This is a genomic window from Raineyella antarctica, assembly GCF_900092135.1.
GTDB classification, from domain to species: domain Bacteria; phylum Actinomycetota; class Actinomycetes; order Propionibacteriales; family Propionibacteriaceae; genus Raineyella; species Raineyella antarctica.
On sequence record NZ_FMYF01000001.1, the window covers coordinates 158,366 to 180,518 of the forward strand.

21 protein-coding genes are annotated in these 22,153 nt (G+C 67.0%); 19 read left to right on the forward strand and 2 right to left on the reverse strand.

Features of this window, described 5'->3' with window-relative positions:
- Nucleotides 1–5: 5 nt before the first annotated feature.
- The 11 genes from GA0111570_RS00695 (at nucleotide 6) to GA0111570_RS00745 (ending at nucleotide 12,188) form a co-directional block, all read left to right on the forward strand.
- Nucleotides 6–1,112: a glycosyltransferase gene (locus tag GA0111570_RS00695; protein ID WP_217633950.1), complete on the forward strand. Its 1,107-nt coding sequence runs from the start codon at nucleotides 6–8 to the stop codon at nucleotides 1,110–1,112.
- A 139-nt stretch (nucleotides 1,113–1,251) separates the two neighbouring features.
- On the forward strand, nucleotides 1,252–2,838 hold the full coding sequence (locus tag GA0111570_RS00700) for an oligosaccharide flippase family protein (RefSeq protein ID WP_092605363.1): 1,587 nt from the start codon (nucleotides 1,252–1,254) through the stop codon (nucleotides 2,836–2,838).
- 179 nt (nucleotides 2,839–3,017) lie between these two features.
- Entirely contained in the window at nucleotides 3,018–3,923 is a 906-nt protein-coding gene (locus GA0111570_RS00705; protein ID WP_139283104.1) for a hypothetical protein, read from the forward strand.
- A complete protein-coding gene (locus GA0111570_RS17520) occupies nucleotides 3,920–4,840 on the forward strand; it encodes a hypothetical protein (RefSeq protein ID WP_175557255.1) in 921 nt (306 codons plus the stop codon). The genes GA0111570_RS00705 and GA0111570_RS17520 overlap by 4 nt, the downstream gene beginning before the upstream one ends.
- 197 nt (nucleotides 4,841–5,037) lie before the next feature.
- Complete coding sequence (locus GA0111570_RS00715; RefSeq protein WP_175557256.1) at nucleotides 5,038–5,844, forward strand: glycosyltransferase family 2 protein; 807 nt, start codon at nucleotides 5,038–5,040, stop codon at nucleotides 5,842–5,844.
- 45 nt (nucleotides 5,845–5,889) lie between these two features.
- Nucleotides 5,890–6,945, forward strand: a complete 1,056-nt coding sequence (locus GA0111570_RS00720; RefSeq protein ID WP_175557257.1) for a glycosyltransferase family 2 protein — start codon at nucleotides 5,890–5,892, stop codon at nucleotides 6,943–6,945.
- A gap of 13 nt (nucleotides 6,946–6,958) precedes the next feature.
- Nucleotides 6,959–8,053 carry a glycosyltransferase WbsX family protein gene (locus GA0111570_RS00725; RefSeq protein ID WP_092605373.1) on the forward strand — a complete coding sequence of 365 codons (1,095 nt, stop codon included), beginning with the start codon at nucleotides 6,959–6,961 and terminating at the stop codon, nucleotides 8,051–8,053.
- The gene (locus GA0111570_RS00730) at nucleotides 8,050–9,111 is read left to right on the forward strand and encodes a glycosyltransferase family 4 protein (RefSeq protein WP_092605375.1); all 1,062 of its coding nucleotides are present in this window, start codon (nucleotides 8,050–8,052) and stop codon (nucleotides 9,109–9,111) included. Before GA0111570_RS00725 ends, GA0111570_RS00730 begins: the two co-directional genes overlap by 4 nt.
- Before the next feature lie 90 nt (nucleotides 9,112–9,201).
- A complete protein-coding gene (gene rfbB / locus GA0111570_RS00735; protein WP_092605967.1) occupies nucleotides 9,202–10,200 on the forward strand; it encodes a dTDP-glucose 4,6-dehydratase in 999 nt (332 codons plus the stop codon).
- Nucleotides 10,201–10,202: 2 nt separating this feature from the next.
- Nucleotides 10,203–11,603 carry a sugar nucleotide-binding protein gene (locus GA0111570_RS00740; protein WP_092605969.1) on the forward strand — a complete coding sequence of 467 codons (1,401 nt, stop codon included), beginning with the start codon at nucleotides 10,203–10,205 and terminating at the stop codon, nucleotides 11,601–11,603.
- A gap of 33 nt (nucleotides 11,604–11,636) precedes the next feature.
- A complete protein-coding gene (locus GA0111570_RS00745) occupies nucleotides 11,637–12,188 on the forward strand; it encodes a YdcF family protein (protein ID WP_139283105.1) in 552 nt (183 codons plus the stop codon).
- A gap of 18 nt (nucleotides 12,189–12,206) precedes the next feature.
- On the opposite strand, the gene GA0111570_RS00750 is transcribed toward GA0111570_RS00745, so the two are convergent.
- Nucleotides 12,207–13,148 carry a glycosyltransferase family 2 protein gene (locus tag GA0111570_RS00750; protein ID WP_175557258.1) on the reverse strand — a complete coding sequence of 314 codons (942 nt, stop codon included), beginning with the start codon at nucleotides 13,146–13,148 and terminating at the stop codon, nucleotides 12,207–12,209.
- Between the two features lie 129 nt (nucleotides 13,149–13,277).
- Between GA0111570_RS00750 and GA0111570_RS00755 the strand changes: the two genes are divergently transcribed.
- The 6 genes from GA0111570_RS00755 to GA0111570_RS00780 all read left to right on the forward strand — a co-directional run bounded on the left by GA0111570_RS00755 (nucleotide 13,278) and on the right by GA0111570_RS00780 (nucleotide 19,216).
- Nucleotides 13,278–13,871 (forward strand): acyltransferase, encoded by a 594-nt coding sequence (locus GA0111570_RS00755; protein ID WP_217633951.1) that lies wholly within the window; start codon nucleotides 13,278–13,280, stop codon nucleotides 13,869–13,871.
- 61 nt (nucleotides 13,872–13,932) lie between these two features.
- The gene (gene rfbA, locus GA0111570_RS00760; protein WP_092605381.1) at nucleotides 13,933–14,805 is read left to right on the forward strand and encodes a glucose-1-phosphate thymidylyltransferase RfbA; all 873 of its coding nucleotides are present in this window, start codon (nucleotides 13,933–13,935) and stop codon (nucleotides 14,803–14,805) included.
- Nucleotides 14,806–14,865: 60 nt separating this feature from the next.
- Nucleotides 14,866–16,503, forward strand: coding sequence for a DUF2142 domain-containing protein (locus GA0111570_RS00765; RefSeq protein WP_092605384.1), 1,638 nt, complete (start codon nucleotides 14,866–14,868; stop codon nucleotides 16,501–16,503).
- Nucleotides 16,504–16,539: 36 nt separating this feature from the next.
- Nucleotides 16,540–16,896 (forward strand): RNA-binding S4 domain-containing protein, encoded by a 357-nt coding sequence (locus GA0111570_RS00770; protein WP_092605386.1) that lies wholly within the window; start codon nucleotides 16,540–16,542, stop codon nucleotides 16,894–16,896.
- Between the two features lie 54 nt (nucleotides 16,897–16,950).
- On the forward strand, nucleotides 16,951–17,880 hold the full coding sequence (locus GA0111570_RS00775; RefSeq protein ID WP_092605388.1) for a glycosyltransferase: 930 nt from the start codon (nucleotides 16,951–16,953) through the stop codon (nucleotides 17,878–17,880).
- A gap of 73 nt (nucleotides 17,881–17,953) precedes the next feature.
- On the forward strand, nucleotides 17,954–19,216 hold the full coding sequence (locus tag GA0111570_RS00780; RefSeq protein WP_092605390.1) for a glycosyltransferase 87 family protein: 1,263 nt from the start codon (nucleotides 17,954–17,956) through the stop codon (nucleotides 19,214–19,216).
- A gap of 93 nt (nucleotides 19,217–19,309) precedes the next feature.
- Here GA0111570_RS00780 and GA0111570_RS00785 read toward each other — a convergent pair whose 3' ends face one another.
- Nucleotides 19,310–19,762 (reverse strand): Hsp20/alpha crystallin family protein, encoded by a 453-nt coding sequence (locus tag GA0111570_RS00785; RefSeq protein ID WP_092605392.1) that lies wholly within the window; start codon nucleotides 19,760–19,762, stop codon nucleotides 19,310–19,312.
- A 241-nt stretch (nucleotides 19,763–20,003) separates the two neighbouring features.
- Between GA0111570_RS00785 and GA0111570_RS00790 the strand changes: the two genes are divergently transcribed.
- Nucleotides 20,004–21,032, forward strand: a complete 1,029-nt coding sequence (locus tag GA0111570_RS00790; protein ID WP_281245189.1) for an acyltransferase family protein — start codon at nucleotides 20,004–20,006, stop codon at nucleotides 21,030–21,032.
- Nucleotides 21,033–21,100: 68 nt separating this feature from the next.
- The gene (locus GA0111570_RS00795) at nucleotides 21,101–22,024 is read left to right on the forward strand and encodes a glycosyltransferase (protein ID WP_092605396.1); all 924 of its coding nucleotides are present in this window, start codon (nucleotides 21,101–21,103) and stop codon (nucleotides 22,022–22,024) included.
- Nucleotides 22,025–22,153 lie beyond the last annotated feature (129 nt).

Genomic DNA, 22,153 nt, shown 5'->3' on the forward strand with positions numbered 1-22,153 from the left:
TCGTGGTGATCTCCCTGGAACGTTGGGACAACGTCTGGCGTCGCAACCAGCACCTGGTTGCAGGCCTGCTGCGCAGCGATCCGGGGCTGCGGGTGCTGTTCGTCGAACCGGCGACGGATCCCCTGCACGACCTGGTGTCCGGTCGCCGTCCCCGCTTCGGCCGTGGACTGCGCCGGGTTCAGCTCGACGGTGTCGCCGACGGCAGGCTCCGTACGTTCCAGCCGACCAAGCTGTTGCCCCGGCGGCTGGACCCCCGATCCGATCGTCGGGCCGCCGGACAGGTCAGGCGGGTGGCCTCACGCGTCGGTTTCGAGCACCCGGTGCTGTGGGTGAACGATCCCACAGGCGCCGAGGTCCTGCAGCTGACGGGCTGGCCGGCCCTCTACGACATCACCGATGACTGGCTGGAGGCCGACCGTACGGAAGCCGAGCACGAACGGCTCGTCCGGGACGAGGCGCTGCTGATGGAGCGTTGCGCAGAAGTCGTCGTGTGCAGCCGCGGACTGCAGGCCACGAAGGGGGAGATCCGGGATGTCACCCTCGTGCCCAACGCCGTGGACGTGGAGGACTACCGCGTGCCGCGGCCTCGTCCCGCCGACCTGCCGGCAGGGGCTGTGGCCGTCTACGTCGGTACCATCCACCGGGATCGCATCGACATCGATCTCTGCGTGGCGACGGCGCGCGCCTTGGGGAAGCGTGGCAGCCTGGTGCTGGTCGGGCCCGCTCCACTGGAGGCCGCCGATCGGGATCGGCTGGCTGGAGCCGGAGTCGTGCTCCTCGGCGCGAAGGATCGCTCCGAGGTACCCGGCTACCTGCAGCACGCGGATGTCCTCGTGGTTCCGCACGTGGTCACATCGTTCACGGAATCTCTGGACCCGATCAAGCTGTACGAGTACCGCGCGGTGGGACGCCCCGTGGTGAGTACCCCAGTAGCTGGTTTCCGGGACGGTGCGGATTCCCGCGTGGTCGTTGCTGAACCGTCCGAGTTCCCGCGAGCCGTTACGCTCGCCGTGCCAGCGGGATCCGTGTTTCCCGAAGGGGCGGATGCCCCCGTCGACTCGTGGGCCGATCGGGTAGAGGCGATGAAGCGGGTGCTGGACCGGACGGGCTGACCCGACCGGATGTACCGGTTGACGGTCGAGGACCGGGTGATCCGGTGGCTGAACTGAGTGCCTCGTCGCCCAGCGGCTGGCCCGCTCCACTGGGTTATCGTTGTGTGGCGGTCATGGGGCCGTGGAATGGGAGTACTGGATGACACACCAACAGCCCGAGCCGGGCCGGCCGGAGGGCGACCAGTCAGGTCTGACCCGCGGTGACCTGCAGGATCGGGCGATTCGTGGTGCGTCGTGGACGATGATCAACACAGTCGTGTCTCTTCCGCTTGCTTTCGCCGTGAACATCGTCCTCGCGCGAACCTTGGGAGTCGTCGACTACGGTCGTCTTGCCTACCTGACGACTGTCATCGGCATCGTGAGTGGCATCGTCGAGCTAGGGACCGGCACGGGGCTGCTCCAGTTCGGTTCCAAAGCGCACGCCCTGGGTCAAACAGCTACGGTTCAACGACTGTTGTCGAGCATCCAAGGATTCCGTCTCTTCATCACGGCGCCGCTCCTGGCCCTCGTCGTGTTCCTGGTGGCCGACGTGAGTGCGCCGATGCTTGCGGTTGCCGTTGTCTTCGGGGTACTGGTGCCAGCAGTGTTCAGTACGGCCATCGACTGCATCAACATCGAGAACAAGACGGCTGCCTCGGCCAAGCTCGCCATGGTCACCAATCTGGTGGCCCAGATCGCGGTCAGCGCCGTGGCCGTGGCGATCACCACGGCCGATGCCGTCTGGGCCACCCGACTCGTAATCGGCCAGGTGCTCTTCGGACTGCTCTGCCTGGCCTTCGTCGCCCCCGAGTACCGGAAAGCCGTGCTGCGTCCCAGGTGGCCGGGTGGCCTTCCGGAGGGCTTCTGGAGGTTCGCGATCCCCGTGGGTGCTGCCGGCGTGATCGGGACGCTCGTGGTCTCGCGATCCGAGGTCGTCATGCTCGGTTGGCTGGACCAGCCTGCAGCCGCCGGCATCTTTGCCATGGCGTTCGGCCTGGCCGGACACATCTTCGCGCCCGCCCAGGCGCTGATCGGGCCGATGGTTCCGGCAATCTCAGGATTGCGCGAAGTCGACGAGGCCTCCGTCGGCCGCGCGTTTACGCGGGCACTGCGCGGAACCTCCACCATCGTCGGGATGCTGGTTGCTGTAGCTCTCCCGGCCTTCGCCGCGCTCGTGCCGAGTATCTACGGCGGCCAATTCGCCCAGGTTCCTCCCGTCATGTTGCTCCTCGGCCTTGCCGGTGGCCTGCTTGTGGTCACCGGTCCGGTGCAGGCCTTCGTCCAGGCCCGTCTCGCCGGCGGGCGGGTCCTGCTCGTCAATGTGATCGCACTGTCCGTCGACATCGTGCTCGCCGTCCTGCTGATTCCCCCGCTGGGAGTGTGGGGAGCCGTCATCGCCAATGTGGCGGCCTCGTGGACGCAACTGGTTGGTTTCCTCGCCGGCGAACTGCGCAGTCTCGACATGGGCTGGCTCGTGGTCGCCCGGCAGTCGCGCCCCTTCGTGCTGGGGGCCGGCGTGTGCGGTGCCGTCTGGGGACTGGTGTGGTGGATCGACGTCTCGCCGGTCCTGGCTGCGATGATCGCCGGATCTGTCGGGCTCGCGCTGTTCTCGACCGGGCTCCGGGCGGGTCGAACCGGCTTCACTTCGGGGGATACTCACGCGATCATCCGCACCGTCCCGGTGCGCATGCGTCCGTTGGCGAGAGGCGTACTGGCGATGTGCGCCTTCGACCGTTCCCCTGAGTGATCGGATTGCTGGCACCGCGTTTGCGGGCGGTAGACGCCCCTTGGCTAGACTGTGGCCCAGTTCGATCGGTGGTGCTCTTGCGTGCCCGTTACGATCTTCCGTTGATGGGTGGGGGCCTGCTGTGACACGACCGCTCGAGTGCGCCAGGTCGCGCTGTCTCCTCGCGATAGGACGGCATGATGCAGACTGATCCGGTCGAATTCGTCATCAACTGCTTCGAGCGGAACATCGACCTTGTGACTGCGCCGGGATTCCTGTCGGCTGCCGTCGCTCAGCACGACTATGGCTTCCAGCTGAGGACGCTCCTCGTCAACAACGTGCAGGACCGAGGGCGTGCCGAGGTTCTCGCCCAGGGCGCCGTCGAGCGCGGGGAGGTGGACCGGTACTTCTTCGTCGAGGACCTGCTCGAGCGGGCGCTGACATCTTCAGGATTTCGTGAGGCCGATTTCGGTAGATTTCTACACTGGTCCGACTGCTGCCTGGTGGCGCTCATCCTCGAGGGGCCCGATCTCCTCTGTTATGCGGACGTCGACCTCGGTTTCGCCGAGCCGTACGACTGGATCACTCCCGCGCTCGATGTGATGGCCAGGGACGCTCGGGTCGCGGTGGGGAATCCCACTTGGGCGATGCCAGACGGGGGCTCGACGGTTGCCATCGAGGCCGATGAGGCTGGACCCGGATACTTCCTGGGGTATGGGTTCACCGACCAGATCTTCCTGGTTCGACGGTCCCTGCTCGCGGGATCGCTCCGTCGACGGCCGGTTCCCCAGTGGCTGGATTGTCCGGTGTCCACCCGCTTTCCCGGCGCGGCCCTCGGACTGTTCTTCGAACAACTGGTGGACTCGTTCCTGCGGCGCCATCACCTCATGCGGGTGACCATCACCGGGGCCACATTTGAAGCGGTCCCGTTGAGCAGTTATCCCGTTGCTTCCCTGGTGGAGCGGCTTCGGGCACGCAGGAACTCCCTGATCGTCGCCTTCCTGACCCGGTTGCGTCGTCGATACCCGGGTCTGGCACTCTCTCCGCGCCTCCGCATGACCGGTCTGCTCGATCCGGCCTTCTCTCCCGCGAAGCTCGGTGCATGAGCATGGGGGACCAGACCACACCAGAGCATGTCCGCGCAGCGCCCCCGCGCCGACGCATCGGTGCCTACATCCTTCCGGGAGATCCCGTGTGGCTCGAGTCGAGCCTGTCCCGCTATTACTCACTGCTCGATGCCTTGGTGGTGGTGGCTCCTACCAACCGTCGCGGATGGACTGGCAGACCGGTTCCAGTGGATCTATGCCTAGAGATCATCGCCCGAGTGGATACCCGGAACATCCGACAGGTCGTGTGGGGTCAGTGGGAGGACCACGCAGAGCCGATGCGGGCGGACACGGCCCAGCGGCAGGCAGGCATCGATGCGCTCGGGGATACGGTCGACTGGTTGTTCCAGATCGACAACGACGAGCTGCTGCCGGATCCTGGCGCACTGCTCGAAATGGTGGACGAGGCGGAAGCCAAGGGAATCGGGGCGGTCGAATGGCCCATGCGTGTCCTGTTCCGCCGCCTGCCGTCGGGGGACTATCTGGAAGTCTGCTCCAGCTCGCGCGCCCCTCGTTACGACTATCCCGGGCCGATCGCCATTCGGAGTCACTCGCGGGCGGTCGACGCCAGGCGTTGCGAAGGTGCGACGCTGCGAGTGACGGTCAAGGGAGACGACGAATCCCTGCAGCTCAGGCATGAACCGGCCGAGGGAGAGGTACGGGTGGCCAGGCTGGGGCCGGAGCAGGCCATTCTGCACAACTCCTGGGGACGCGAGCCGGGCATGATCCGGCAGAAGATCCGTACGTGGGGACATGCTTCGGGAATCAAGGGCCAGCTCTACTACTGGCTGCAATGGTTCCCGGCGCCGATCACCTGGCGGTGGATGCGGGACATCCACCCGTTCGCACGGGGACTCTGGCCGCGCCTGTCCCGGACACGATCCGTAAGGATGCTGCTCGTGGACGCCGACCGATGAGGTATGCAATGGTCCTGAAGTCTTTCGTCACCGCTGTACTCCCCGGGGACAGCCTCGACAGGCTGCGAGCGGGACGAAACCGGGTGGCCCTCTTCGCCGAGCGGTACGGACGTCGTCAGCGGGCCATCAATGCGGCCATCACGGTTCCTGGGCTTCAGCGCCGGACCCGGGTGGCAGGTTCGGTCTGGGGGGTGTGCATGGCCCGGAACGAGGAGGACATCATCGGACACTCGGTTCGGCACATGCTGGACCAGGGTCTGGACGGCGTCATCGTCGTCGACAACATGTCGACCGACACCACCCCTGCGATCCTTCGGGGCCTCGCGGCCCAAGACGCGCGGATCCATGTGGGGTCAGATACCCAGGCGGCCTTCCACCAAGGCGGCAAGACGTCGTACCTGTCACACCTGGCCTGGCGTGCCGGCGCGGACTGGGTGGTGCCGTTCGATGCTGATGAGTTGTGGTTCGCTCCGGGAATGACCGTCAAGGAGTTCCTGGTCGGGCTGCCGTCGGCACAGGACATGGTGTGGTGCGATTTCCGCAATGTGTACCCGCTGCCCGAGGACGGTCGGATCGCCCTTGACAGTGGGAATGCGGTGCAGGTGGATCGGAGCGAGAGTAGCTGGTTCCGGATCGCGTTCAGGAGCCGTCGGTGGGTATGGGTCGGCGAGGGCAACCATGCGCTCCGCGATCACCCGGGCATCCCCGTCCGCGGCCTGCACATGTTGCACTACTCCTATCGCTCGTTGGTCCAGTACTCCCGCAAGGCCTCTCAGGGGGTGGCAGCGCTGGAGGCCGCCGGCAAGGGCAAGGACGTCGCAGTTCACTGGCGAGGCTGGGAGGAGTTGGGTGAGAACGAGCGAGAATCGCGCTGGTTGGGATACCTGTCCGGGGAGGAGGGGAGCACTGACGGAGCATTCGTCAGGGGCGACAGAGTCGTTCTGGCCGACCCATCAGTGTGGCGACGGTGGGACCCGAACGGGGAGCTCCAGGTGAGGGTATGACGACTGTGTGCGATGTCGAGTCGTGGGCAATGGAGAGGGATGATCGTGGAGTCTGTTGAGAAGTCGACGCTCGGGTCGGCCCCGGTGACCGTCGTCATCCCGCTGTACAACGGGGCGCGTTTCATCGAGGAGACCCTGACCTCCATCGAACGTCAGACATTGCCGCCCCAGCAGGTGATCGTCGTCGACGACGGATCCACCGATGGGGGGCCGGACCTCGTCCTCTCCCATCCTCTGGGCGCGACCCTCCTGGAACAGTCGCACCTAGGCGTGGCGGTGGCGCGCAACAACGGACTGGCTGCGACACGGACCCCCTGGGTGGCGTTTCTCGACCAGGACGACCTCTGGCACCCGGAGAGGGTGGCACGGTTGATCGCGTGGGTGGTGGAACACCCCGAGGACAAGATCGTGGCCACCAGCGAGATCGCCTTCTCGGCCGTCGAGGAGGTCAACAGCCTCGCCGCCCAGGACGAGTTGGTGGGGGCGTGGGCATCCGTGGTGGTGCCCGAGAACGGCGCGTACGAGCGACTGTGCCGGGAGGCTGATGTCACCGGCTCCGAGGAGGTGACCCATGCGGACCACCGCGACATGCTGCGCGGACCGATCACCGTCACCACGAGTCTGCTGGCCGACGCCCACACGTTGCGGCTGGCCGGTGGCTTCGCCCCGCACGCCCTCGCGATGGATGACTACTGGCTACTCGTGAATGCAGCGCGACTTCACCCCATCGCCAAGATCGACCAACCCACTATCTTCTACCGGGTACATGCAGGAGCGACTTCTCGTACGACCCGGCTGGCCCTGCCGTTCCTGTCATCTGCGGTGGCGCTCCGCTACGGCGGTGGCATGGCCGCTGCCGAGGAGGCGCTTGCCCGAGAATCGACAGGGCCGCTGCACGATCACCTCTTCACCGAGCTGGTCAGGTCTGCGGGGTTCAAGGACCCGAGGGTGCGCTCGGCAGCTCGGGACCTGGCGGGCCTGCTCTGGCAGGACGGGAAGAGGGCCGAGCTCCGGAAAGATTCAATCCGGCGGCGGGCCTCCTGGCTCGTGCCGATCGTTCGGGGGCTCCGCTCGCGGGTGGACCAGAGGGCACGTGTCTGAGATGGAGGGACCGATGGAGCATGCAGCCGACGTCCAGGGCGAGGGCCCGGGCGTGACAGCGCGGGCGATCGCGTTCTACCTGCCGCAGTTCTTCCCGATCCCGGAGAACGACGAGTGGTGGGGGCCGGGGTTCACCGAGTGGACCAACACCGCGAGGGCCAGGAAATTGTTCCCGGGGCACAAGCAGCCGACGCTGCCGGGCGAACTCGGCTTCTACGACCTGAGGGTTCCCGAGACCCGACAGGCACAGAGCGACCTGGCGCGCGAGTACGGCGTGGAGGCCTTCGCCTACTGGCACTACTGGTTCGGGCATGGGCGACGGATCCTCGAGCGACCCTTCCGCGAGGTGATCGCCTCGGGGGCACCGGAGATCTCCTTCTGCCTGGCCTGGGCCAACCAGACGTGGAGCGGCATCTGGCACGGCGCAGCCGATCGCGTCCTGATGGAGCAGCTCTATCCCGGCAAGGAGGACGACCAAGCGCACTTCGACACGATCCTGCCGGCCTTCCGGGATGAGCGCTACCTACGGGTGGATGGCCGGCCCGTGTTCTACGTCTTCCGACCCGAGTCCTTGCCGGATGCGGCCGAGTTCGTCGACCGTTGGCAGGCAATGGCACGGCGGGCGGGTCTGCCAGGGCTGTACCTCGTGGGCGAGATGAGCAACGCTGCCGGCGATCCGATCTACACCACGGGCGAGGCTGATGGCTTCGATGCCAGCGTCTACATGCGCCTTCCCGCCGTTCGTACACCCACCGCGACGACCCGGATGCGGCTCCTTCGCAAGACGATGGGGGGGCCCGAGGTCTTCCCCTACAACGACTCTGTGATGGCCGAATCGATCCGGGGCCCCCACGTCCAGCCCAGTGTCTATCCCAACTGGGACAACACCCCTCGCTCGAAGCGGGGTGGCATCGTGCTGACGGGCGCCACGCCGAAGAAGTTCCGCAAGAACGTGGCAGAGGCGGTCGCGACGATCGCTGATCGACCCGAGCAGCACCGACTCCTCTGGATCAAGTCGTGGAACGAGTGGGCTGAGGGCAACCACCTGGAACCCGACCTCGAGCTCGGCCGGGCCTGGCTCGAGGCCCTCCGGGAAGGACTTGCATGACAGCCGAACACTCCCAGGAGTCCCTTCCGATCCAGCCGCTCCGGATCGCCATGATCTCGTACTACCTGCCCAGCGGGAGCAAGATCGGCGTCGGCTACCAGGTCCACGAACTCGCCAATGAACTGGTACGACGAGGGCACACCGTCGACGTGTTCAGTGATTGCCCGCCGGTCGACGGGGCCCTGTACGGGCACCGCCACATCCAGATGCAGGGTGCACTGCGGACCTTCCGTTTCGCCCTCGCACTGCGGAAGGTCGACTTCAGCTCGTACGACGCCCTGCATGCGCACGGGGATGACTACTGGCTGTGGCGGCGACGCGTCCCGCGGCACGTCCGTACGCTCCACGGGTCGTGCTTCGAGGAGGCCCTGCACATCAAGGGCATCAAGGAGCGCCTGCGGATGGTGCTGCTGGGCTTCAGCGAGGTCCTGGCGAGTCTGGTCGCCGATACGACCGTCGTCGTCTCGCCGGCCACACGGCGATGGACCCCTTGGGTCCGACGGGTGATCCCCAATGGCGTCGACTCGACCCGCTACAACCCGGGCAACACCGTGAAGTCCTCGCACCCCTCCGTACTGTTCGTGGGCACCTGGGGTGGGCGCAAGCGCGGCGAAGCGCTCGCCCATCAGTTCGCCGACAGCGTCCGTTCACTGGTTCCCGATGCCGAGTTGCGCATGGTCACCCAGGACGCACCGGATGAGCTGCCGGACGGGGTGACCGTCCTCGGTCGCCTCGGCGATTCCGAGCTCATCGAGGAGTACCGCAAGGCCTGGGTCTTCTGCCTGCCCTCCTCGTACGAGGGCTTCGGGATACCGTACGCCGAGGCGATGGCCTGCGGTGCGGCGGTCGTCGCGACGCCGAACGTCGGCGCCCGCTATGTGACCGAAGAAGGACATGACGGCGTCCTGGCCCCCTTGGACAGACTTGGTGACGCCATCGAACGGCTGCTCACCGACGACGATCTCCGGGGGGCGACGCGGGCTGCCGGCCTGGCACGCTCGGAGGAGTTCACGTTGCAGTCCGTCGCTGCGCGCTACGAGGCGCTGTATCGCGGCTGAGTCCTGTTCCTCCGGCGGCTGGGCCTCGGGCGGGCCAGGTGACGGACCGCCGCTGCGCTCGTGGCGCCTGCTCACGGTAGCGTGACCACCATGGCGAACTATCTGGTGACGGGGGGCGCGGGGTTCATCGGTTCGAACTTCGTGCACCAGGTGTTGGGGACGACCGGGCACTCGGTGACGGTGCTGGATGCCCTGACGTACGCGGGCAACCGCGCTTCTCTGGAGGGGCTGCCGGTGGACCGGTTCAGCTTCGTGCAGGGCGACATCGCGGACCCGGACGTGGTGAACGACCTGGTGGCGGCCGCGGACGTGGTGGTGCATTTCGCGGCGGAGTCGCACAACGACAACTCGCTGCGTGATCCCTCGCCGTTCATCCGGACCAACCTCGTCGGCACGTTCACGCTGCTGGAAGCCGCCCGCCACCACGAGGTCCGCTACCACCACATCTCGACCGACGAGGTGTACGGGGACCTGGAGCTGGACGATCCGGGCAAGTTCACCCCCGAGACGGCCTACCGGCCCTCGAGCCCCTACTCGGCGTCGAAGGCCGGCTCGGACCACCTGGTCCGGGCCTGGGTGCGCTCCTTCGGGCTGGAGGCGACGCTGAGCAACTGCTCGAACAACTACGGCCCCTACCAGCACGTGGAAAAGTTCATCCCGCGCCAGATCACCAACATCCTGGACGGTGGCCGGCCCAAGCTGTACGGGGCGGGCCTGAACGTGCGGGACTGGATCCATGTGGAGGACCACAACTCGGCGGTGCTTCAGATCATCGAGCACGGCCGGATCGGGGAGACGTACCTGATCGGGGCGGACGGGGAGCGGAACAACAAGACGGTGATCGAGGCGATCCTGTCCCTGATGGGTCAGGAGCCGGACGCGTACGACCATGTCAACGACCGGCCGGGCCACGACCTGCGCTACGCGATCGATGCGAGCAAGCTGCGCGAGGAGCTGGGCTGGACGCCGCGCTACCGCGATTTCGAGTCGGGGTTGGCGGCGACGATCCAGTGGTACCGGGCCAACGAGTCCTGGTGGCGTCCGCAGAAGGCCGCCGTCGAGGCCGCCTACGCCGCGCAGGGGCAGTGACCGTGGGTGAGCTGACGGTCAAGAGGACCGCGATCCCCGGCCTGCTGGTGCTGGACCTGCCGCTGCACGGGGACGCGCGCGGCTGGTTCAAGGAGAACTGGCAGCGCGAGAAGATGACCGCGCTCGGCCTGCCCGACTTCGGGCCGGTGCAGAACAACGTGTCGTTCAACCCGCAGGTCGGTGTCGCGCGAGGCATCCATGCCGAGCCCTGGGACAAGCTCGTCTCGGTGGCCACCGGCCGGGTCTTCGGGGCCTGGGTGGACCTGCGCGCGGGGGACTCGTTCGGGAGGGTCGTCACCGTCGAGCTCGGGCCGGACACCGCGGTGTTCGTGCCGCGGGGCGTGGCGAACTGCTACCAGACGCTCGAGCCCGACACGGCATACTCCTACCTGGTCAACGACCACTGGAGCCCGGAGGCGAAGGCCTCCTACACGTTCGTGAACCTGGCCGACCCGCAGCTGGGGATCGACTGGCCGATCCCGCTGGAGCAGGCGGAGGTCTCCGAGGCCGACCGGAACCACCCGATGCTCGCCGACGTGGTCCCGATGGCGCCCAGGCGCACGGTCATCGTCGGCGCGAACGGTCAGCTCGGCCGGGCGCTGCGCCTGCTCTACCCGGATGCGATCGCGCTGGCGCGGCCGGGGTTCGACCTGTCCCGGCCCGATGACCTGACCCGGATCCGGTGGGCCGACGTCGAGACGATCATCAACGCGTCGGCCTTCACGGCCGTGGATGCGGCGGAGACCCCCGAGGGCAGGCGTACGGCGTGGGCGACCAACGTCGAGGCCGTGGCCCGGCTGGCCCGGATCGCCACCGAGCACCGGATCACGCTGGTCCAGATGTCCTCGGACTACGTCTTCGACGGCACCGCGGACCTGCACACCGAGGACGAGCCGTTCTCCCCACTGGGGGTGTACGGCCAGACGAAGGCGGCCGGGGATGCGATCGTCTCCACCGTGCCCCGGCACTACATCGTGCGGACCAGTTGGGTGATCGGCGACGGGAAGAACTTCGTCGCCACCATGGCGATGCTGGCCGACAAGGGCGTGCGGCCGACGGTGGTCGACGACCAGTACGGCAGGCTCACCTTCACCGACGACCTGGCCCGGGCGATCAGGCACCTGGTCGGCACCGACGCCGCGTACGGTGTCTACAACGTCACCGGCGACGGGCCGGTGCAGTCCTGGGCCGACATCGCCGCAGACGTGTATGGGCTGAAGGGTCACGACCGCGCCGAGGTCACCCCGGTCAGTGCCCAGGAGTACGGCAGGGGCAAGGACCTGGCGCCCCGTCCGGTGCACAGCGCACTGGCCCTGGACAAGATCAAGGCGACGGGATTCCGCCCGGCCGCGGTCGACGAGTCCCTGCGCACGTACGTGGCCGACCTGCCCATCGGCAGTTGACCGCGTCGCCCGTCGACAGTGGAGGAGCTAGTCGTGAGCCGACTTCGTAGACGTCTGATGGTCGCCGGAGGAGTGCTCCTGCTGGCGTCCCTCAGCTGGCTGGGGCTGTGCATCCGCTTCGTCGCCCACCCGCGCGTCGATCCGGTCGAGCACGTCGATGCGATGTACGTCATCGGCCCGGTCGAGACACGGTGGGACCAGGCCCTCGCCCGCGCGGACGAGGGGGTGACACCGGTATTCCTGGCCACGACGTCCATCGATCCGTCTGGCCACGCGTACTTCCCGCCGAACTGCGGCGAGCAGCGGCAGGGCTACACGATCCAGTGCGTGATCCCCGACCCGTACACGACGCGGGGGGAGGCCCGCCTGCTGGCCGAGCAGGTCCGTGCCCACGGCTGGAAGCACGTGGCTGTCTTCACCAGCACACCGCACACGGCACGAACCCGGATGCTGATGGAACGGTGCGTCCCGGCGACGGTGAGCATCTGGAACTATCCGGAGCACCGCGGACCGTTCAGTTGGCTGCGCGAGTTCGTCTACCAGTCGGGGGCCTGGGTCAAGGCGCAGTTCATCCGCAGCTGCTGACCGGAGGTGTGGCTCACCTCACTCACGGGTAGTGGTGGACTTACTTGCCCAGTTCCCGGCGAATCCCTCCAGGAGGCGGGGTGCCCGCCCGTATCGCCGCCCGAGGTGCGCCAGCACGGCTGAGCCGATCATCACCGACTGCCGGAGCAGACGTGCCCAGTCACGGTCTCGGGCAGCCTTTCCCAGGACTGGTATCACATGCCTCCTCAAAAACCGGGCGCGGGTACCGAGGGCCCACGGCTGTCGCGTCGAGCCGAAGAGCAACCCGTTGCGGGTGTAGTAGAAGGTCCCGAGGTATGAGTACGAGCCCGTGAAGGACGCGGAGACTTTGTGGTAGATGACGACGTCGGTGGCCACGACGAGGGGTATGCCGGCTCGCTGGGCCCGGACGCTCCAGTCGGAGTCCTCGAAGTTGAGGAAGTACCGTTCATCGAACGAGCCGATGCGCTGCCAGGACCCCGCTGTCGCGGTGACGCAACACCCCGCCAGGACCTGGCTGGGGCGGAGTACGGGGCGGTCCGGGCCGTCACTGCTGGAGATCTCGCTCGCGGAGAGGTGCCGCGCGAGACTGGTCTCGGCATCGATGGTGCCGCCGCCGAACCAGACCCGCTCCGATCCGTCCGCATACCGCACCTCGGGGCTGACCGCCACGCCAGTCCTGGCGAGCCGTCCAAGGGCCGCGATCGCTCCGCGCGGAATGATCGTGTCATTGTTGAGGACGGTGATGGTCCCGACCCCGACGTCGAGTGCCCATTCGATACCCCGGTTCATCCCACCGGCGAAGCCAAGGTTCGCGCCCGTCTGCAGGGTTTCGACGGATGGCCACCTATTGACGATCTCTTCGATCACACCGTCGTACGATCCGTTGTCGATCACCAAGACCCTGGCCTCGGGCGACCCGGCAACCAAGGACTCGACGCAGGCCACGGTGTCGGCACGTCCGAAGTACGACAGCACCACCACCGCATCGATGTCGGATGGGTTGTCGTTCCGATTCTCGGCCACTGCGATCTGCTCCTGGAGAGGTGGTTGTTAGGGTCACACCTGTAGCGGGTCCATCGTGGAACCTATCTCAAGAAAGGCGCTCCTATGGGAACGGTCAAGGAGGCCCTCAAGCGGGTCGCACCCTCGTGGGCGCTGGAGGCCAATCACTGGCGCAACGACGTCTGGTCCGATCTGAGGCTGCGGCTCTTGGCCGACCTTGGCCATGTGCCATCCCACCGCGTGCGGAACCTGTTCTACCGTCGTGCAGGGATGACCCTCCCATCGACTTCCAGCATCCACTGGCGCGCCGAGTTCTACGCCCCCGAGTCCATCACCGTCGGGGAACACTGCATCATTGGTGACTCGTGCTTCCTGGATGGTCGGTCCGGTCTGGTGCTCGGCGACTCTGTGAACCTGGGCAGTCACGTCACGATCTACACCCGCGAACACGACGTCAACTCACCGGACTTCGCCGAGACCGGGGCTCCCGTCACGATCGGCGACCATGCCTGGGTCTCGAGCCATTCGATCATCCTTCCCGGTGTGACGATCGGTGAGGGTGCGGTCGTGGCAGCCGGCGCCGTGGTTCCGAAGGATGTGCCGGCCTTCACCATCGTCGGCGGGAATCCGGCTCGTCCGTTGGGAACCCGTAGCACCGATCTGACCTACAAGCTCGGGTATGCCAAGCGCTTCGTGTAATTGGACACTGTGTTCGGCAAGCGTCTTGGTGGCTGTGTGCGACGTGTGAAAAGCTCGCCCCATGCGCGGAATCATCCTGGCGGGGGGCTCGGGGACGCGACTGAACCCCATCACGCTCGGTACCAGTAAGCAGCTGGTACCTGTCTACGACAAACCGATGATCTACTACCCGTTGTCGACGCTGATCTTCGCCGGCATCCGGGACATCCTGGTCATCACGACCCCGCACGACCTGGCCTCGTTCCAGCGACTGCTCGGGGATGGCTCACAGTTCGGGGTGTCGTTGTCGTACGCCGCCCAGCCAGAGCCGAAGGGGCTCGCGCAGGCCTTCACGATCGGCGCGGACTTCGTCGGCAACGATCGGGCCGCGCTGGTGCTGGGCGACAACATCTTCTACGGTCCGGGCCTCGGCTCGAGGCTGCAGCGGTTCGAGCAGATCGACGGTGCGGCGGTGTTCGCGTACTGGGTCGCCGACCCCAAGGCGTACGGCGTGGTCGAGTTCGACGACAACGGGATGGCCCTGTCGCTGGAGGAGAAGCCCGCCGAGCCGAAGTCCAACTATGCGGTGCCGGGTCTCTACTTCTACGACAACGACGTGGTCGAGATCGCTCGCAACCTGGCGCCGTCGGCGCGCGGGGAGTACGAGATCACCGACGTCAACCGCCACTACCTGGAGCGGGGCAAGCTGCAGGTGGAGGTGCTGCCACGAGGGACGGCTTGGCTGGACACCGGGACCTTCGACTCGCTGCTGGACGCCGGGAACTACGTGCACACCATGCAGGCCCGGCAGGGTCTTCAGGTCGGCTGCCCCGAAGAGGCGGCCTGGCGGATGGGGTTCCTGACCGACGACGAACTGCGCCAGTGCGCCGAGCCGCTGGTGAAATCCGGCTACGGCACCTACCTGCTGCAGCAGTTGGAGCACGGGACCAATTGATCGCGCAAGGCGCTGGTGGCCTGCGGAGGCCAATCCCGGGATACAAGAGGATGCACTCTAATGGATAAGAAGATCGCGTTGATTTCCTTCCTGAGTAACAGAAAGGATGGGTTTACCGCCGTTCTTCTAATTGTGGCGACGTTGACCGTAGGTCTGGCTTGGGTCCTCGCTTCCCCGGTCGGATCGTCACCGGATGAGGATTATCATATGGGGAGTATTTGGTGTCCACCCCCAGTGGAATCGTCGGGTTGTCGGACGGGGGTAGATGCTGAAGGTGCCTCCGGGGTCTATGTTCCGGCATTGGTGCGAGATGCCTCGAAGTGTTATGCGTTCCATGCTGAAATATCGGCTGCCTGCATGTCCGGCATCCCGTCTGACGGGCTGGTTCTGACTACCCGTGTTGATCACGGAGAATATCCACCATATTACTATCGCTTCATGCATATCTTCGTCGGCCCCGACGTCACGCGGTCGATTCTGGTGATGCGCGTTGTGAATGTCGTCCTTGCCGTGGCTGCATCGTCAGTTGCGCTCTTGATCTCCAGCGGGGTGGAACGGCGTCGCTGGGCGGCGGCAATCGCCCTCAGTGTTGTCCCGCTGGGCCTCTTCCTGATTGCCTCGGTCAACCCGAGTTCGTGGGCTGTCACGGGCATTGCGGTGCTCGTGCTTGCTATGGATGCGCTCCTCAAGGCCTCTAAGCGGCTCGCGCTCTCAGTCGCTTCCTTGACGGTAATGGGGGGGGCCGTGATGGCGGCGGGTGCACGGGTTGACGGAGCGCTTTACGTTATCCTTACCCTCGTGGTGATGAGCATCGTCCACGGTGTGCGCAGCTATTCGGTGCGCTCGAGAATTCTGGCGCCGGTATTGGCCGCCGCTTTTGCGGGGTGGTCATTCTTGAATGCTGGTTCAGGTGGTTTTTCGGTCACCTCAGGGGTGGCAGCCAGTGAGTCTCCCTTCAATGTGCTGTATCGAAATATTCTTGAACTCCCGAATTTCCTGCTCCGGCTCTACAGTGATCTTGGCTGGCTGGATACCTCCATGCCTCCCCTCGTGCGCGTGACGATGGGATTCTTGGCTGCCACTATGGTCATGATCGGCATTACCCAGTTGAACCTGCGAAAGTCCGTCGCATTGTTGATCGCGGGTGGGGCTATCGTGATGTTACCTTTGATCGTGGCGCAGCGAGGGTTGGTGCTGCTATCTGCAGTCGATTATCCGCAACCGCGATACGTCCTGCCGCTAGCGGCCGTCCTGCTCTTCGTTGCACTGGCGCCTGGTCGGGCCTCGGTGGTCATCGCGCGTCCGCAACGAGTGTCGATGTACCTCTTACTAGTGGGAGCGCACTCGCTTGCCTTGTTGACCAATATCCGCCGGTACACTTCCGGTGTGGGCGGCGGGGCTTCCCTCTCGAACGTTCAATGGTGGTGGCCCGCAGGACCGGGGCCGTTCACCCTTTGGGGCCTCGCGAGCCTGGCTTTCGCGATCGCAGCATTGGTCCTCCTTATGAGCCATGATCCGGTGGCGGTTTCCTCCGAGGCGCGATTGGCTCCGAAACCACGGAGGGCGCTCTCGACTCCGATAGTGTTGCCAAATGCTCGCGGGGGAGAAGCCGTGTTGAATATCGCCGCGGTCTCGACTGTCAAGGATGTGGCGCCCGATGGGGGTGACCCGCGGCCTCTTGGTCCTGGAGTAGCCTGAGCGCACGACAGCTTCAACCGATGAGGGAAAGAACTCATGGCCAGAGTCGACTCGTGGTTGTGGGCCGTACGCGTCTACAAGACGCGCTCGTTGGCCACTGACGCCTGCAAGGGCGGCCACGTACGGGTCAACGACAAGCCGGCCAAACCGGCCCAGGAGGTCCGCCCGGGTGACCGGGTGACGGTCCGCAGCCCCGGCTGGGACCGGGTGTTCGAGGTTGTCGAGCCGATCACCAAGCGGGTCGGTGCCCCGGTCGCGGCCAAGGCGTACGTCGACCACTCCCCGGAGCGCCCGGCGTACCTGTCGGCCCCGATGGCCCGACGGGACCGCGGCGCGGGGCGCCCCACCAAGAAGGATCGTCGCGAGATCGACGAGCTGCGCGGTCGGCGATGAGTCGCGGTCGGCCGAGCAGCCGCTGGGGCGATCAGCCTGTCGTACGGTGACCGCGTGGCTGACTTCGACCATTTCCTCCTAACCCGGTTCAGCTCGGTCTTCGTGCCGGATGCGCCGCCGATGGGGGAGGACTGGCTTCGGTACCGGTTGGCATTCTTCTGGGACGCTGCGCATCCCTCGGTCGCCGCCCAGCGCGATGCAGACTTCACGTGGCTGGTCATGTTCGACGACCGATGCTCGGACGCATTCCGGCAGGACGTCGAGGAACTCGCCGCGGATGGTGTCTTCGTGCCGATCTGGACGCATGAACCGTTCTGGGATGACCGCTTCGCCTCCCATGTCGCGGCGCGGAGCACTGCTCCGTACGTCATCACCACGCGGATGGACAGCGATGACGCGATCGCGGTCGACTTCCTGGCCTCGGTGCAACGGCAGTTCGAGCACCAGGACCTGTTGTTCGTGGACTTCGTCCGCGGCTTACAGATCGACCGACGCGGCTGGGTGTACCGCCACGACCAGCTGTCGAACCCTTTCTTGTCCCTGATCGAGCGACGTCCGTCGGACGCCCCACCACGTACGGTCTTCCTCGCGTCGCAGCATCCCCGCGCCCGCAGATACGCCCCCGTGCGGGAGGTGAAGGCGCCTCCGATGTGGCTCCAGGTGATCCACGACGCCAACATCGCCAACCTCGTCAACGGCACGCGCGTCTCGCCGTCGCAAGCCAATGACCGCTTCGTCCTCGATCTGGCCTATCGGCGCGAGGTGCCCGGCCTGACGCTGGTGCGGGAGAGGGCCGTGCAGCGCGCTCGTCTGGCCCGGCTGTGGGGGGCCCATCCGGGTGAGCTGCTGCGGCACCTCGAAGCCGGGATCGTCCGCGCCCGCGGTACCCACGACCTGCCCCAGAACGACAACGCCAGGAACGCCACCGATCTGGCGCGGCGGCTGGCCGCCCGACTGGGGCGGAGCAATGTCCGCAGCAGTTGATGTCCGCGGCAGTTGATCGGTCGCCCGCTGCCCAGTTGCGGGGACCGGCCGCCGGCAATGTCAGGATGGGCACGTGGATGCCCAACCGACACGCTACCGAGGATTCTGGCTGGACCGAGCAGGCAAGGTGGCCCTGCCGCTCCTGGCCGGCGTCGTCGCCTGGCTGATCCCCCTCCTCTACCACGGAGGCTGGCCGCACGGCGGGATGGCGGACTTCGACATCTACGTACAGGGCGCACGGACAGCGCTGCACGGCGGCGAGCTGTACCGCGACGGGCCGGACGCGTTCGTCTACCCGCCGGTCGCCGCGCTGCTGTTCCTGCCGTTCACCTGGGGTCCGGTGATCGTCTGGAAGATCCTCTGGGCGGTCGCCGGATGGTTCGGCATCATGGCCGTCGTGCACCGGATGGGCCTGCGCAGCTGGTCGGCCAGCGTGGTCTCCGCGGCGGCGATCGGCACCTGCACGCCGGTGACGCTCGGCACCGAGCTCGGCCAGATCCAACTGATCCTGACCTGTCTGGTCGTCCTCGACCTGGTGCCGGGTCCGCACCTGCTCGGCCGGCGGCTGCCGATCCCGGACGGCTGGCTGCTGGGACTGATGACCGCGATCAAGCTCACGCCCGGGTTGTTCATCGTGCACCTGCTGGTGAACCGGCGGTGGAAACAAGCGATCAGTGCGTCGGTCTCCGCGCTCGGCTTCACGCTGGTCGGCCTGGCCGTCTACCCGCACCAGTCGATCTTCTACTGGAAGCGGCTGCTGGCCACCGGATCGGTCGGCTTCGAGTCCGATCCCATCTATCTGGACAACCAGTCGTTCGAGGGGGCGACCCTGCGCGTGTTCAAGCTCGACGCCGTCGGGTCCGAGCTCGGCACCGTCCTGTCGGCGCTGACGATCCTGATCGGGCTGGCCGCCGCGTGGGCACTGCTGCGCCGCAAGCTGGAGGCCCCAGCGGTCGCCGTGATCGGCATCGCCACGGCGCTCGCCTCCCCTGTCTCCTGGACCCACCACTACGTCTGGATCGTGCCGCTGGCCGTCGCGCTGGTCAGTCACCGACCCACTCGTCCGGTCGGGTTCACGGGTGCGCTGCTGATCGTCTGGGTGTGGCTGGCGCCGTATCGCACCCTGCCGAGCGGTGGCATGGTGGAGATGGCCTACACCCCGGCCCAGGCCGCCCTCAGCGCTGTCACGCCGGTCCTGGGCCTGCTGTTGCTGCTCGCCTCGCTGCTGGCAGGTTTCCGCCACCTGCCGCATCGCTCGGACCTGCCCCACCGTCCGGACCTGCCGGAGCGGCCCGTCCCTGCCGGGCAGGAACAGATCGGCGCCGACCGGACCTGACAGCGACGAACGAGGGCCCCACCATGGGTGGGGCCCTCGTCAGTTGTCAGGGAGCCGGTCGTCCACCGGCCCGTGAATCACTCCGAATCCCGGTCACTCCGAGTCGTTGTCGTTGCCCTCGGACTCGATCTCGCCCTGCAGGGTCTCCGAAGGGGTGTGCGTGACGCTGATCTTGCGCGGCTTGGCGGCCTCGGCGACCGGGATGGTGAGGATCAGCACGCCGTCGGTGTACTCGGCGTTGATGTTCTCGGCGGCGACGCCCTTGCCCAGCGTGAGCTGGCGGGCGAAGGTGCCGACCGGGCGCTCGCGGGTCAGCCACTGCACGCCCTCACCGGCCTGCGGCTGGCGCTCCGCGCGGACGGTCAGCGTCGAGTCGTCCAGGTCGACGTCGATCGTGGAGGGGTCCACGCCGGGCAGGTCGATCTTGACGAAGTAGTTGTCGCCGTCGCGGTAGAGGTCCATCGGCATGGCGGTGGAGGCGGGGGTCCGCAGGGCCTGCGAGAACAGCTGGTCGACGTCGCGGAACGGGTCGAAGGTACGTGCCATGGTGCATCTCCTGTGATGAGGGAAAGGAACCGATGACGGTCAACCGGTGGCGCCGGCCGCCGTCACTGGGTGCAACGCCGCCTATCAGCAGGACTATTCCCACCTTCCGAAAAAAGTTGAGCGCGTATGGCTCATGTTTGGATCGACCCGTCGGGTGGGACGTCGAGCGGCCTCATCGCCCCGCTCAGGTAGCGTTCAGCCAGTGGTGAATCGGTCGGAGGGACGCTCGCGCCGGGCGTGGATGGATCTCCTACGGGGGTCCGCCGTCGTCATGGTCGTGTTGCTGCACGCCTCGCTGACCACCGACGCCGAGACCGCCTGGGTGGTCAACGACCTGCTGCGGCCCTACCGGATGCCCACCCTGATGGTCCTCTCCGGGCTGCTGTTGCAGCGCTCCCTGGCCAAGGGCACGCGCCGCTACCTCCTGGGCAAGCTGCGCGGGGTGGTGTGGCCCTGGCTGCTCTGGACGGTCGTCATGGTGCTGCTGCTCACCGAGCGCTGGCAGGCCGACCCGGTCGGGTTCCTGGCCGTCGGCACCCACCTGTGGTTCCTGGCAGCCCTCGGCGCCTCGTACGGCGTGGCCCTGCTGACCCGCGAGATTCCACCGCTCCTGGTCGCCTTCGGGCTGTTCTCCGGAGCAGGTCTGCTGCAGGACCAGTACGGAGCGCTGACCACCTACCTGTGGTACTCGGCGTTCTTCTTCGTCGGCGCAGCCCTGCCGACGGTGCTCGACCGCTGGCTGGCCGCTCGGCCCCTCTGGCCCCTGGTGCTGACCGGCGTCTCCCTCCTCGGCGCCGTCTGGCAGGTGCCCCGCGGACTGTACGTGCCGTTCCGCCCCGACCAGGCGCTGATCTCCGTCGCCGGCGTCCTGGCCGCCATCTGGCTCGCCGCCCGCCTCCCGCGCTCGGCCCCGGTGCTGGCCCTGGAGTGGGTCGGCCGGAACTCGATCGTGACCTACCTCGCGCACGCGCCGCTGCTGGTCCCCGTCGGGGCGGCGGTCGACCGGATCGGGCTGGGGCCCACCGGTTCGACGCTGCTGAGTTTCGTGGTGGCGCTGGCGGTGAGCATGGCGCTGACGCTGGCCCGGCCCTGGACCGGTTGGCTCTACAGCATGCCGCCGATGGCCCTCCCCGGCGCCGCCGCTGTGCTGGCCGCCGTGATCAGGATGGCGGCGTTGCCCGCCGACGTGACCCGGCCCACCCCACTGCGTCCGGCGGCGATCCGTCGGGTCGTGGGCATGCCTGTCGAGTCGGCGCCGGCGAACCAGTAGCCGGCTGGAGGTTCAGCCCGCCCTCGGACCCCGACCCTCTCGGCCCCGACCGCCCCTAGGCTCCGTACATGCCGGCCTTCGACCACTTCCTGCTCACCCGGTTCAGTGCCGTGTTGTCACCAGGCGCCCCTCCGCCGGCGGAGGAGTGGCTGGACTACCGGCTCGGCTTCTTCTACGACGTCACGTATCCCAGCGTGCGGGCCCAGCGCGGCGCGGACGCCACCTGGCTGGTCATCTTCGACGATCGCTGCTCGCCGGAGTTCCGCGCCACCGTCGAGGACCTGGCGGCCGACGGGACCTTCGTCCCGCTCTGGACGCACGAGCCCTGGCGCCGCGACAGCTTCGCCGCGGCGGTGGCCGAGCGCAGCACAGCGCCGTACGTCATCACCACCCGGATCGACAGCGACGACGGGATCGCGGCGGACTTCCTGGCCGCGGTGCAGGCCAGGTTCGCGGAGCAGGAGTTGCTCTTCGTCAACTTCACCCGCGGCCTGCAGGTCGACCGCGGGGGTGCGGTCTACCTGTTCGACAACCTCTCCAGCCCCTTCCTCTCACTGGTCGAGCGTCGCAGGGAGGGGGAGCCGCCGATGACGGTCTACGCCCCCAAGCACGCCCGGGCCCGTACGCACGGGCCGTTGCTGGAGGTCGTGGCCCCGCCGATGTGGCTGCAGGTCGTCCACGACACCAACCTGTCCAACATCGTCACCGGTACCCGCACCGATCCCGCGGTGCTGCGCGAGCGGTTCTCGATCACGCTGCCCTACCGGGCCGCCATCGGCCGGTGGCGGCTGCGGGCCGAGGAGTTGCGCCACCTTGTCCGGCTGGCCGGGCTCTGGTGGCGCCATCCCGGCGAGCTCACCCGGTTCGTGGAGGTGAAGTACTGGCGGCTGCGCGGCACCCACGTACGCCCCCAGGGCGATGCCCGTACGCTGACCGACCGCCTGGCCACGCTCCTTGCCCGGTTCCACCTGCCCACGCACCGCCCGCGCTGAGCGCGGACCGGAAACGTCCCGCGCGTCGGCCCCCGGGAACCTGCTGGTGGTGTGGGCTATGGTGTGCCACGTCGTCGGTCGCGGCGACGGCGCCGGACCCGCATGGGAAATGATGAGCGCACACGCCTG

Excerpts from the sequence above, each read along its gene's own strand:
- GA0111570_RS00700 (WP_092605363.1), top strand. The coding sequence starts at position 1,252 with ATGACACACCAACAGCCCGAGCCGGGCCGGCCGGAGGGCGACCAGTCA.
- GA0111570_RS00705 (WP_139283104.1), top strand. The coding sequence starts at position 3,018 with ATGCAGACTGATCCGGTCGAATTCGTCATCAACTGCTTCGAGCGGAAC.
- GA0111570_RS17520 (WP_175557255.1), top strand. The coding sequence starts at position 3,920 with ATGAGCATGGGGGACCAGACCACACCAGAGCATGTCCGCGCAGCGCCC.
- GA0111570_RS00715 (WP_175557256.1), top strand. The coding sequence starts at position 5,038 with ATGGCCCGGAACGAGGAGGACATCATCGGACACTCGGTTCGGCACATG.
- GA0111570_RS00725 (WP_092605373.1), top strand. The coding sequence starts at position 6,959 with ATGGAGCATGCAGCCGACGTCCAGGGCGAGGGCCCGGGCGTGACAGCG.
- GA0111570_RS00730 (WP_092605375.1), top strand. The coding sequence starts at position 8,050 with ATGACAGCCGAACACTCCCAGGAGTCCCTTCCGATCCAGCCGCTCCGG.
- rfbB (WP_092605967.1), top strand. The coding sequence starts at position 9,202 with ATGGCGAACTATCTGGTGACGGGGGGCGCGGGGTTCATCGGTTCGAAC.
- GA0111570_RS00755 (WP_217633951.1), top strand. The coding sequence starts at position 13,278 with ATGGGAACGGTCAAGGAGGCCCTCAAGCGGGTCGCACCCTCGTGGGCG.
- rfbA (WP_092605381.1), top strand. The coding sequence starts at position 13,933 with ATGCGCGGAATCATCCTGGCGGGGGGCTCGGGGACGCGACTGAACCCC.
- GA0111570_RS00765 (WP_092605384.1), top strand. The coding sequence starts at position 14,866 with ATGGATAAGAAGATCGCGTTGATTTCCTTCCTGAGTAACAGAAAGGAT.
- GA0111570_RS00770 (WP_092605386.1), top strand. The coding sequence starts at position 16,540 with ATGGCCAGAGTCGACTCGTGGTTGTGGGCCGTACGCGTCTACAAGACG.
- GA0111570_RS00785 (WP_092605392.1), bottom strand. The coding sequence starts at position 19,762 with ATGGCACGTACCTTCGACCCGTTCCGCGACGTCGACCAGCTGTTCTCG.
- GA0111570_RS00790 (WP_281245189.1), top strand. The coding sequence starts at position 20,004 with ATGGATCTCCTACGGGGGTCCGCCGTCGTCATGGTCGTGTTGCTGCAC.
- GA0111570_RS00795 (WP_092605396.1), top strand. The coding sequence starts at position 21,101 with ATGCCGGCCTTCGACCACTTCCTGCTCACCCGGTTCAGTGCCGTGTTG.